At 60.7% G+C, this 10,749-nt stretch carries 11 protein-coding genes; 2 read left to right on the forward strand and 9 right to left on the reverse strand.

Annotation, left to right across the window (positions count from 1 at the left end):
- Position 1 precedes the first annotated feature (1 nt).
- From trbG to trbB, 9 genes are read right to left on the reverse strand one after another with little or no spacing between them, the layout of a single operon-like run.
- Positions 2–826 carry a P-type conjugative transfer protein TrbG gene (gene trbG, locus LC343_RS23615; protein WP_223479616.1) on the reverse strand — a complete coding sequence of 275 codons (825 nt, stop codon included), beginning with the start codon at positions 824–826 and terminating at the stop codon, positions 2–4.
- Positions 827–845: 19 nt separating this feature from the next.
- The gene (locus LC343_RS23620; RefSeq protein WP_223479617.1) at positions 846–1,508 is read right to left on the reverse strand and encodes a conjugal transfer protein TrbF; all 663 of its coding nucleotides are present in this window, start codon (positions 1,506–1,508) and stop codon (positions 846–848) included.
- An 8-nt stretch (positions 1,509–1,516) separates the two neighbouring features.
- Complete coding sequence (gene trbL / locus LC343_RS23625) at positions 1,517–2,680, reverse strand: P-type conjugative transfer protein TrbL (protein WP_223479618.1); 1,164 nt, start codon at positions 2,678–2,680, stop codon at positions 1,517–1,519.
- Positions 2,661–2,885 carry a TrbJ/VirB5 family protein gene (locus LC343_RS23630; RefSeq protein WP_223479619.1) on the reverse strand — a complete coding sequence of 75 codons (225 nt, stop codon included), beginning with the start codon at positions 2,883–2,885 and terminating at the stop codon, positions 2,661–2,663. Before LC343_RS23630 ends, trbL begins: the two co-directional genes overlap by 20 nt.
- A complete protein-coding gene (gene trbJ, locus LC343_RS23635) occupies positions 2,882–3,631 on the reverse strand; it encodes a P-type conjugative transfer protein TrbJ (protein WP_238484455.1) in 750 nt (249 codons plus the stop codon). Before trbJ ends, LC343_RS23630 begins: the two co-directional genes overlap by 4 nt.
- Before the next feature lie 19 nt (positions 3,632–3,650).
- On the reverse strand, positions 3,651–6,101 hold the full coding sequence (locus LC343_RS23640; protein ID WP_223479621.1) for a conjugal transfer protein TrbE: 2,451 nt from the start codon (positions 6,099–6,101) through the stop codon (positions 3,651–3,653).
- A gap of 6 nt (positions 6,102–6,107) precedes the next feature.
- A complete protein-coding gene (locus LC343_RS23645) occupies positions 6,108–6,407 on the reverse strand; it encodes a conjugal transfer protein TrbD (protein WP_223479622.1) in 300 nt (99 codons plus the stop codon).
- On the reverse strand, positions 6,400–6,774 hold the full coding sequence (locus tag LC343_RS23650) for a TrbC/VirB2 family protein (RefSeq protein ID WP_223479623.1): 375 nt from the start codon (positions 6,772–6,774) through the stop codon (positions 6,400–6,402). The genes LC343_RS23645 and LC343_RS23650 overlap by 8 nt, the downstream gene beginning before the upstream one ends.
- On the reverse strand, positions 6,764–7,735 hold the full coding sequence (trbB, locus tag LC343_RS23655) for a P-type conjugative transfer ATPase TrbB (protein ID WP_223479624.1): 972 nt from the start codon (positions 7,733–7,735) through the stop codon (positions 6,764–6,766). Before trbB ends, LC343_RS23650 begins: the two co-directional genes overlap by 11 nt.
- 504 nt (positions 7,736–8,239) lie before the next feature.
- Here trbB and repA point away from each other — a divergent pair.
- Positions 8,240–9,463, forward strand: a complete 1,224-nt coding sequence (gene repA, locus LC343_RS23660; protein ID WP_223479625.1) for a plasmid partitioning protein RepA — start codon at positions 8,240–8,242, stop codon at positions 9,461–9,463.
- Positions 9,460–10,482: a plasmid partitioning protein RepB gene (gene repB / locus LC343_RS23665; protein WP_223479626.1), complete on the forward strand. Its 1,023-nt coding sequence runs from the start codon at positions 9,460–9,462 to the stop codon at positions 10,480–10,482. The genes repA and repB overlap by 4 nt, the downstream gene beginning before the upstream one ends.
- Positions 10,483–10,749 lie beyond the last annotated feature (267 nt).

A 10,749-nucleotide genomic window follows, 5' to 3' on the forward strand; every position in this document is an offset into this window, starting at 1 on the left:
CCTACCCTCCCCGCCGGATCGTGATCTTCTGTTGCCGGCCGCCGACGCCGGACACCAGGATCGCGCGGTCGATGTTGAAATCGACGACCATCATCGAACCGTTCATGCGATAGTTGACGATCCGGTTCTCGCCACCGGAGACAACGAATAGTACCGGTGCGTCCTGCCCGGAGAGCGATGAGGGGAACTGGATGTAGGTCTTCGTCCCATCGCTGTAGATCCGCGTCGGCCGCCAGCGGGCGGACCCGCTCATATGGAAGCCAAAATCCAGTTGCTCGGCCGGCACCCCTGCCCCAGGCACGACGCTCGCCTCGATCCGTGCATTGATCTCCGCGAAGCGTGCACTGATGTCCTCGGGATATTCGAACCCGACCCGCGCCATGTAATCGCGATGATGGGACTTGAGCTGGATATGATAGGTCCGCCGCGATGTGGTGACGACCATCGAGGTCACGAGGCCCGCTTCGGATGGCTTGACGATCAGGTGAACCGCCTGGGCGTTCGGTGCGCCCGAGGTTGCCGGCTCGACCTTCCAGCGCACTGTGTCGCCCAGGAGGACGTCGCGGACGATTTCGCCGGGCTGCAATTCGATGTCGCAGACCTGCAACGGCGAGCAGACCACCGAGGGCTGGATCTCGCCAAACAGGAAGATCACCTTGCCGTCCGACCCGCGCGCAACGACGCCCGGTCCGTGCTGCCATTGCGCCGAGAGCTCGGTGCCGCGCATTTCGTTCCCGCTCAATTGTTGCGCTGAGCCCGGCGAAGCAGCTAGGACTGCCCAAACGGCCGCGCACAGGATGATTCCGCGGTTCGTGTTCTTCTTCATTCAATTTCCTCCGCGGCACTCACAACTGCGCCGTCCAGTCAAAATCCTTCAGGTAAAGGCCAATCGGGTTGAGGCGGATGACCGCCTCGTCCTGGGGCGGTGTCAGGGTCACCGTCGCAATGCCGCGGAACCGCCGTGTGGCGATCTCCTTGCCCTGCCGGTCGCGCTCATATTCCGTCCAGTCGATCTGGTAGCTCTGATTGGACAGCGGAACGATGTTGTTGACCTCGATCGCCACCGTCTTTTCGCGCGCGCGATCGAAGGGCGAGTTGCTCCGGAACCAGGCATTCACCTTCTCGGTCGCCGGATCGGACGACCTGAGATGGGCGTAGGCGCGGTCGATATATTGTTTCTGGACGACGGTATCGGGCGTCACTGAGCGGAAATTGGAAATGAAGCTCCCGAGCGTTGCCCGCACCACCCGGGGGTCGGCATATTCGATCTGTTGCGGGTATCCGGCTGTCGCAGCCGTGCCGAGCTTGTCGACCTCGATGATGTACGGCACAAGTTTGACCTGCGTGCTCTGATAGAGCGCATAGGAAAAGCCGATCACCGCCATCAGCATGCCGGTGATGCCGACGATGCGCCACGATGCCGCCGCCTTCGCGTAAGAACCGTAGCGCTCGTTCCACTCCATGCGGGCGGCGATATAGGGATTGTCAATCGTTTGTTTCCGGGCCATGCCTCACCTCAAACCTTGTCGTCGCTCGAGGGGCGGCGCGTGGGCCGGCTTTGAGACTGATCGAGTTTTGCGTTGGCGAGGCCAAGCGTGGATGCCCCCCATGTTCCCGGCACGCCAATCGCCTTGTCGCGGGCGGCGGAGGCCGCCGCGCCACCGGCGGCGCCGACACCCGTTGCCATCCCCTTGAGCGCGGCGGCGCCGAAGGAACTCCCGGAGGCCCTGGCGTCGGAATAGGCGGCTCCTCCCGCCCGTGCACCGCCCACCGCGAGCGCGGCGCCGCCGGCGGCAAAGCTCGCGGCCTGACCGCCATGGCGGATGACTTCCATGCCACTGGTCACCGAGACGCCCTGGACCATCCCTTGAATGATATTGGGCACGTACATGGCGATCACAAAGACAACGACCGAGATGCCGGCGATGGCGAGAGTCGCCAGGAACTCGTCCCCACCCGTCGGCGAATTGGCGAGATCGATTAGGACCTCGGAACCGATCCGCGCGATCATCACCAGCGCCATCAGCTTCATGCCGACCGAAAAGGCATAGACGAGATACCGGACGGAGAAGTCCTTGGTGAATGAGCTGCCCCCGAGCCCCAGCATGATCATGCCGGCGAGCAGGCCCACATACATCTCGGCCATCACGGCAACAAAGATCGCCGCGACCAGGCTGAAGGAGACCACGACGATGACCATGGCGAACACGGCGGCGATCGCGAGCGCATTGTCCTCGAACAAGCCGAACTGGGCCTTGCTCGACATCTCGCTGGCGACCTGCAGCCCGGCATTGAAGACATTGGCCGGCGAAGCCGAACCGCCGCCGGCGCCAATCTGGAAGAGGCTATCGACCACGGCCTTTGTGAGGTCTGGCCCCTGCTCCAGAATGAAGACGAAGAGCCCGATGAACATGATGCGGCGCACCAGCTCGGCAAACCAGGTGTCGAGCGACGCCGCCGCAATCGCCAGCCACACCGCCGCGATCCCGACCTCGATGCCGGCAAGAATCCAGAACAGCGACCGCGCCGCATTGAGGATCGTCGTTTGCCAGCCCTGTGCGGCATTGGCGATCTCGTTCTCAAGCGTCGTCAGCAAAAATCCGTCCTGCGCCAGCGCGGGACCGGCAAAGGCCAGGAAGCCGAGTGCAGAGAGGGCAACTCTAGTTGTCGGCCGCGCCATCGGCTCCCCCGTTCCCCGGCCCGTCTTCCGGGGCATTCCAGCGGGGCTTCATTTCCTGTCCGGACGACGTGTCGAACCTCTGGGACGTTGGCGCCGGCCTTGCTGCCTGACCTGCATCGTCAGATGGGCGAATGGCGATCCAGACCGTGACGGCGGCGATCACGACCACGACCACAGTGGCAATGATGATCAGAGTCCTGTTCACCAGCGTGGCTCCATGGTCTGCCCGCCCGAGGTCGATGGTGCGGTCGAGTTGAAGAATTCCTCCCGGCGATTTTGCGCGAGGTCTCTGGCCGCCTGTTCGGACTGGTACCAGGTGCCCATCATCGTAACCTGCTGGGAGACAAGGCCACGCAGCTTCTGGGCCTGGGCCACTTGCTGTGCCGCGATCTCATGGCCGACCTGCAGCGCCTGCATCTGGCCCAATGAGCTTTCCGAGATGGACCGCAACTGGCTCATTGTTGCCTCTTCCGAACTGAACTGTTCGGCCGTCAGGCCAGCCGCCCGCAGCGTCGAGGCAATCGTGTCGCGATTGGTGTCTGACCAGTCCTGGTAGCTGGATGAGAAGGTCTGGCCATTGGCAAGGCCGGACTTGAAATCGGCAAAGCTCGCGAAGCGCTGTCGTAGTACGTCATCGACATTGCCCATCGAAAACGCGATCCCCTGCCCCTGATTGACCAGGCTTTGCAGGCGCATGAGATCGCTTTCGACCTGGCCCCAGATATGATTGGGCAGGGTCAGCGTGTTCTGCAGCATGTTCTCGTAGATCTTGAGCTGGTTCTGGATTTGCTCCGCCAACTGCGTGATCTGCGTGATCTGGTTCTGCACCTGCTCGGCAGACGACCCGACCAGGCTGACCAGTTCGGTATTGTTGAGGATCTGGGTCCACTCTGTCGCGCCGCCGAGGCCACCGACGCCGGCCTGTGCGTTCGAAAACGTCGAGATCGACATGAGTGCGGCAACTGCAATCCTAGCTGTCCGTAAGAACGTGTCTGGCATCATCCACTCCCCTTTCTTCCAGCCAATGGCTGGGCCAATCGGCACCGTGCGATTGCCGGAGCTCGTCAATGCGTTTCAGATTGTCTTTGGAAGAGGCGCCGACGAAGGCGAGCGCGACCGGACCAAGCGCCATGTCGAACAGGCGGCGACCTTCCGGAGATGCGACGTAGTATTCTCGCTTCGGAACCGCGGTCGCGACGATCTCGATCTGCCGCTCGTTAAAGCCGATGCGCTCATAGAACTCGCGAGTGCCCGGTTCACGCGCCGCGCCGTTCGGCAGACATATCTTGGTCGGGCAGCTTTCCTTCAGGACGTCGATAATGCCCGACTGCTCGGCATCGGAGATCGACTGCGTGGCCATGATGACGGCGCCGTTCGCCTTGCGCAGAACTTTGAGCCATTCCCTGATCTTGTCGCGGAACATCGGATGGCCGAGCATGAGCCAGGCTTCGTCGAGAATGATCAGGCTGGGCGCGCCGGTCAGACGCTTTTCGATCCTGCGGAACAGATAAAGAAGCACGGGCACGAGATTGCGCTCGCCCATATTCATCAGCTCCTCGGCCTCGAAGGTCTGGAATGTGCCGAGGCGCAGCCCGTCCTCTTCGGCATCCAGAAGCTGTCCCATCGGCCCATCGACCGTGTAGTGCTGGAGCGCGTCCTTGATGTCGCGCATCTGCACGCCGCTGACGAAATCGGAAAGAGAACGTCCACGGGCGGAGGCCATCAGCCCGATCTGGCGCGCAATGGCGTTGCGATGATCCGGCGTGATCGTCACACCCTGAATGGCGATCAGCGTCTCGACCCATTCGCTTGCCCACGCCCGATCCGCCTCCGTCTCAAGTTCGGCGAGCGGACAGAAAGCAAGGGCTGCTTCCCCCTCCCCTGCCCCGATCTCGTAGTGGTCTCCGCCGGCGGCGATTGTGAGCGGGTAGAGCGACTTGCCCTTGTCGAAGGCAAAGATTTGAGCGTGTTCATAGCGCCGGAACTGCGCCGCGATCAGCGCCAACAGTGTCGACTTGCCGGACCCCGTCGGTCCGAAAATCAGCGTGTGGCCGACATCGTCGACGTGAAGGTTCAACCGGAAGGGAGAGCTGCCGCTGGCGACCTGCATCAGCGGCGGGGCATTGGGCGAGTAGAACGGGCAAGGTGCGGTCGCGCTGCCGGCCCAGACGGAATTGGCCGGGATGAGGTCGGCGAGATTGCGGGTGTTGATCAGGGGTTCCCTGACATTCGCGTACCAGTTGCCGGGCAGGCTGCCGAGAAAGGCCTCCGTAGCGTTGAGGGTCTCGATGCGGGCGCCAAAGCCCTCGGCCTGTATCAGGCGCCGGACGGCCTCGGCCTGGTCCTGCAGGCGGGTGTCATCGGTATCGAACATAACGATGACCGGCGTGTAATAGCCATAGGCGACCAATTGCGAGGAGGCTTCGGCGATCGCGTCCTCGGTTTCGGCGACCATGGTCAGCGCGTCCTGGTCGACGGCGCGGCTTTGTGTCTGGAAGAGCTGGTCGAAGAAGGGCCTGACCTTTTGCTGCCACTTCTTTCGGGTGCGTTCGAGCTTCTGCCGGGCCTCCTGGTCATCGAGGAACACGAACCGGCTGGACCAGCGATAGGTGAGCGGCATCAAATCGAGTGTGTTGAGGATCCCCGGCCAGCTTTCCGCCGGGAACCCGTCGATCCCGACGACGGCGAGGAACCGCCCATCGACCATCGGCGAAAGACCGTGGTGAAACTCGGCCGTTGCCAGCCAGTCGAGATACATCGGGATTGCCGGCAGGCGCACAGGGTGGCTTTCGCCGACAATGCAGAAGCGGATGAACTGGAAGAGCTCGTCATAACGCGCTTCGTCGCCGGTCTCAGGATCGATGACCGTGCGCGTCACCATGCGGCGGATCATCAGCACATTGCCGAGATATTGCTCGACTTCGCGGATCGAGGTCTTGAACGAGATCAGAACGCCGTCGGCATAGGTCTCGGTCCGGCTCGCCTCGTCTGAATAGACGTAGCGCGCCATGGCTGAGCGCCGCGGCTCCGGAGGCCGGTAGGTCAGGATGAGGGCGTGCTGGCTCTCGTAATGGCCGCGCTCTGCCATGAAATGCGCACGCCGCTGCTCGTCGATCGCGCGGGTGACGGGATCGGGAAAGTGGCAGGCCTCGCGCGCAGGATAGGCGGTCGTCGGCACGCGAACCGCCTCGACCTGGATCATCCAGCCTGATCCCAGCCGTCCAATAATGGCATTGATCTGGCGCGAGACCTCGTTGCGCTCGATATTGGTCGAGCTTTCGCTGTCCGGCCCCGCGAAGTACCAGCCCGCCATCAGCGAGCCGTCCTTCAACAGGATAACGCCATCGTCGACCAGGCCCGCATAGGGCAGCAGGTCGGAGAAGGACGGTTTGGAATCCCGGAACTGGCGAAGCGCGACCATGGCGGATCAGTACCTCCGCCAGGGTGATGAAGTCGGATGATAGGATGGCCGATAGCCGATGTGGCGCAGGTAGACCTGGCGCATCATCGGATCGGCCTTCGCCATGATGCGCAGGACGCCGACCACAGCGATCCAGATGGCAAGCCCCAGCAGCACCGAGTACCAGGTCAGCACCACGAACATCAGGATCACCGTTGCCAATCCCGTAAGAAGCACGAGCTCGCGGTCGGCCCCCATCAGATGGTTCGGCCGGGACAGGGCGCGGTGGATCCGCGAGTGAACGAGGGGAGCGACGGATTCAGCCATCGCTCCCCTCCCCCGCCGCACTCAGGTCCGCCTGACCAGGGAGGGCAATCGAGGCACCCGAGGCGCCGAACAGGCCGACAATCTGTGTCGCGCCGAGCAGGATGCCGGCGACGAGCACCACATACATCAGGCGTCGCGCGAAATCGTTCAGCTCGCCGCCAAAGATCAGCATGCCGCCAGCGACAGCGACCGCGGCGAGCGCGATGAAGCCGGCCACCGGCCCGGTGATCGATTCCTGGATCTGTTGCAGCGGGCCTTCCCACGGCAGGCCGCCGCCTGAACTGGCGAGCGCCGGTGTGGCGACTGCCACCAACAGCACGACGAGTAAAAATCTCAGGATTGGTATAGGTGAAGTCTTAGGCGGCATGGCTGTCCTCGTCGATTTGGGAATGATGATCGGTCTCGTAGCGGTCGCCGGCGTACTGATGGACGCGCATGACGTCGCGCACGCGCCGACCAGTCGCGGTCCGTTCGATGGAGATGACGAGGTCAACGGCCTCCCCTATGACTTCACGCATGGGCTGCTGGCTGACCTCGGCCGTCAGCTGTTCGAGCCGGCGCAAGGCGGAATGTGCACTATTGGCGTGGATCGTCGTGATGCCGCCCGGGTGCCCGGTGTTCCACGCCTTGAGCAGCGTCAGCGCCGCGCCGTCGCGGACCTCGCCGACAATGATGCGATCTGGCCTGAGGCGCATGGTGCTTTTCAGGAGCCGTGCCATGTCGACGGTGTCGGATGTGTGCAGAGCGACGGCATTCTCGGCGGCGCATTGGATTTCGGCGGTGTCCTCAAGGATCAGAAGCCGGTGCGCTGGCGTGTCCGCGACAATCTCGGCAATGACCGCATTCGCGAGCGTGGTCTTGCCCGAACCGGTCCCGCCCGACACGACGATGTTGAGGCGGTCGCGAACCGCCTGGCGCACGATCGAGGCCTGCAGTTTTGTCATGATGCCGGCCGACACATAGTCGGCTAAAGGGATGAGGCGCGATGCCCGGCGCCGGATCGTGAAGCTCGGAGCACTGACCACCGGTGGGAGCAATCCCTCGAAGCGATGCCCGCCGATCGGCAGTTCGCCTGAGATGATCGGCCTGTCTTCATCGGCCTCGGTCTGCAGCGCGTGGGCAACGCTGCCAATGATGATCTCGGCCGCGCCCGGGACCAGCTCCCCAACGGCTTCGATCCCCTCCCCCAGCCGCTCGACAAACAACCGACCGTCGGGATTCAACATCACCTCGACGACGTCGGCATCCTCGAGCGCAGCGCAGATTACGTCGCCGAGCGCATCGCGCAGCTTGCGGATCAGCCGTGACCGGGAGGACGACGCAGTCATAACGCTCCTCCTCTCGGTGCAATCCGGGCACCATCGTTACGACCAAACAAGGTTTGCATTGCATCCGCCGCTGCTACTCAAAGGTGAGTTGCGGCTTTTGCCGCATGAGGCGGAATCGGTCATCCCGGCAGTTCTGCCGGGGTCGCGCCTTGATTGGTGCTGGAACGGTTTCTGTCTGGGGCTTTGAGGCGACTCACTTTGCTGAGTCGGGTTCGAAATTGGCCGATTTCTGCGGATTTTTTGCGCGAGTTGGTTTCTCGGATTTGTCGCCATGCGTCAGTGCCGGCAAAACTGCCGGGGAAATTCCAGGAGACATTCAGGCCCATGGGTTCTGTAAAGCACTGAAAAACATATAAAAAGCGGAAAAGTTACGACCGAGCTCTCTAGGAGGGCTATGGATTGTTAAGAGTTCATTAACCAAAAACGGCTGGACGCAAGCCCAGAATCGTGAATGGTGTACATCGGGTTATACGCAGAATAACACCCCTAACCCGATAGGGATAAATGCACCAGATGATTGCGACGTCGCACGTTCAGAGCGGACCAGAGACACCGGAAGAGAAGATCATGCGACACGCTGGCCTCCTCTCAGGTCAGCTCCAATCGATTCGGGAACGGATGTATCCCCCGGAAGCACAGAAGTCGCTCAGGCGTTTGATGACCCACGAGGTATCAAAACTGACGACCATACCCGAGCCTACCCTACGATCATTGTCAAATGAGGGAAAGGGTCCGGTACCGGATCGGCTCGACAACAACTATCGGGTCTATACACTCGACCAGGTCAATGAACTGCGCCGCTTGTTTGCTGAACAAAAGCCGGCAGATGCGCTTCGATATCTTCCTCGCCGCCGGCCAAACGAGCATCTGCAGATCCTCGGCGTCATTAACTTCAAAGGCGGTAGCGCCAAAACGACGACTGCTGCGCATTTGGCTCACTACCTGGCCCTTCAGGGTTACCGGGTTTTGGCGATTGACCTTGATCCACAGGCATCCCTATCCGCGATGTTCGGCGCCCAGCCGGAAATGGATGTTGGTGAGAACGAGACCATTTACGCGGCTCTTCGCTATGGCTCGGAGCGCCGGCCAATGCGGGAGATCGTCCGCAAGACTTACTTTCCCGGCATTGATCTCGTTCCTGGCAACATCGAGGTTATGGAATACGAGCACGAGACGCCTCACGTACTTGCCAACAAGTCAGCCTCTCGAGAAACCATCTTCTTTGAACGCCTCCGGCTCGCAATTGGAGAAGTTGAGGACAACTATGATGTGGTTGTTCTTGATACCCCCCCTTCCCTCGGGTTCCTGACCCTCGGTGCCATTTATGCAGCAACGGGCATTATCGTGACCGTGCATCCAGCAATGCTGGATGTCATGTCGATGAGCCAGTTTCTCCTGATGATGGACGGACTCATAGGCGCCATTCGTGCGGAAGGCGGAGAGCTCAAGCAGGATTTTTTCCACTACCTGATTACACGGCACGACCCCAATGACCAACCTCAGGCTCAGGTCGTGTCTATGTTGCGCCATTTGTTCGCCGAAGACGTGCTTGCTCCGACCGCGGTCGAAAGCACGGCGATTGAGAGCGCGGGACTGGCCAAGAGGACGCTCTATGAGCTGGAGTCTGGGAACGTCGGCAGGGATACTTTCCGGCGTGCCAAAGATTCGATCGACGCTGTGAATGATCGGATACTCGAACTTGTTCGCCAGAGTTGGGGTCGGACATGACGAAGAAACCCAATTCAAAATCAATTATCGCCAACTTCGGAGCGCTATCTTCGGCTGCGCCCGACGAACCGGAACAGGCGACGGACATTCAGAAAGCACCTCAGAGAACGTCGCCAAGGGTCGGTGCAGGAATTATTGGGGCTACACAGCGTTCTTTGGCTGAAATTCGCGAGGAACGGGATAGGCTCCTTGCCCTCGTCGAAAGTGGCGGCGCGATCCAGGAAATTAGCCCCGACCTTATTGAGCCCTCACCTTTCCCGGACCGGCTTGAGGATGACGACGAAAGCTTCGAGGAATTTAAGAAGCGCTTCGACGCTGAGGGTCAAAAGGTTCCCGTTCAGCTAAGGCCCCATCCTTTGGACGATGGGAAGTACCAGGTCATATTTGGCCACAGACGGTGGAGGGCGGCGAGAGAACTCGGTCGGAGCCTCAAGGCCGTCGTTACGACATTGACGGACTCTGAGCTCGTCATCGCGCAGGGCATTGAGAATTCCGATCGGCAAGATCTCACGTGGATCGAACGCGCTCTGTTTGCTATGCGTATGGATGAACAGGGCATCAAACCGCGTGATATTAAGGCTGCGCTCTCAATTGATGACGCAGAACTAGCGAGACTTCGCCAAGTTCACCGCTCTGTTCCAATCGATATCATTGAGTCAATTGGGCGGGCGCCGAAGATCGGGCGACCGCGTTGGGTATCGTTTGCCCAAGCAGTTCAGAAGGACAGCAAGGCAGTGGCACGTGTTCGAGAAACCTTGTCAGCTGACAAGGTCTTTTCGTCGGATGAACGATTTCAGGCCGCGCTTACCTCTGCTCTCGATCAGACTGCGGCAGAAAGCAACCAGACCGAATTGGACCTGCGTGACGCTGCAGGCGCCGTTCTGGCTAAGGCTACTTTTCGCGATCGGGACATACGGCTGAAGCTGTCCAAAGACAGCGCCGATGCCTTCGGTGAGTTCATGCAGACGGAATTACCAAAACTGGTTGAGCGCTTCCACAGTGATGGCGGCGACTCATGAGATCGGCGAGAAACCCTGTCAGCTGACAAGGTTGATCGGCGGTGCCGCGTCGCGGCTTGACTAGAGGTGAATGGAAAGAAAGGACCTACGGCAAAAAGAAAAAGGCCCCCGAAACGACATCCCGGAAGCCCTTCTCATTGGTTTAGCAGCTAGAGAATCGCACTTCCGAGAATCACAGTCAAGGCTCTTTTGAGCCGTGAGCGCCTTTTCGGCGAGCAGTTTTCTATTGCCTAGCGATAGGTGAAAGAAAATGCAGACGCATATCAC

It is taken from the genome of Oricola indica, from assembly GCF_019966595.1.
GTDB lineage: Bacteria > Pseudomonadota > Alphaproteobacteria > Rhizobiales > Rhizobiaceae > Oricola > Oricola indica.

Bases quoted from the DNA above. Each gene is read 5' to 3' on its own strand.
- trbG (WP_223479616.1), bottom strand. From the start codon at position 826: ATGAAGAAGAACACGAACCGCGGAATCATCCTGTGCGCGGCCGTTTGG.
- LC343_RS23620 (WP_223479617.1), bottom strand. From the start codon at position 1,508: ATGGCCCGGAAACAAACGATTGACAATCCCTATATCGCCGCCCGCATG.
- trbL (WP_223479618.1), bottom strand. From the start codon at position 2,680: ATGGCGCGGCCGACAACTAGAGTTGCCCTCTCTGCACTCGGCTTCCTG.
- trbJ (WP_238484455.1), bottom strand. From the start codon at position 3,631: ATGTCGATCTCGACGTTTTCGAACGCACAGGCCGGCGTCGGTGGCCTC.
- LC343_RS23640 (WP_223479621.1), bottom strand. From the start codon at position 6,101: ATGGTCGCGCTTCGCCAGTTCCGGGATTCCAAACCGTCCTTCTCCGAC.
- LC343_RS23645 (WP_223479622.1), bottom strand. From the start codon at position 6,407: ATGGCTGAATCCGTCGCTCCCCTCGTTCACTCGCGGATCCACCGCGCC.
- LC343_RS23650 (WP_223479623.1), bottom strand. From the start codon at position 6,774: ATGCCGCCTAAGACTTCACCTATACCAATCCTGAGATTTTTACTCGTC.
- trbB (WP_223479624.1), bottom strand. From the start codon at position 7,735: ATGACTGCGTCGTCCTCCCGGTCACGGCTGATCCGCAAGCTGCGCGAT.
- repA (WP_223479625.1), top strand. From the start codon at position 8,240: ATGCACCAGATGATTGCGACGTCGCACGTTCAGAGCGGACCAGAGACA.
- repB (WP_223479626.1), top strand. From the start codon at position 9,460: ATGACGAAGAAACCCAATTCAAAATCAATTATCGCCAACTTCGGAGCG.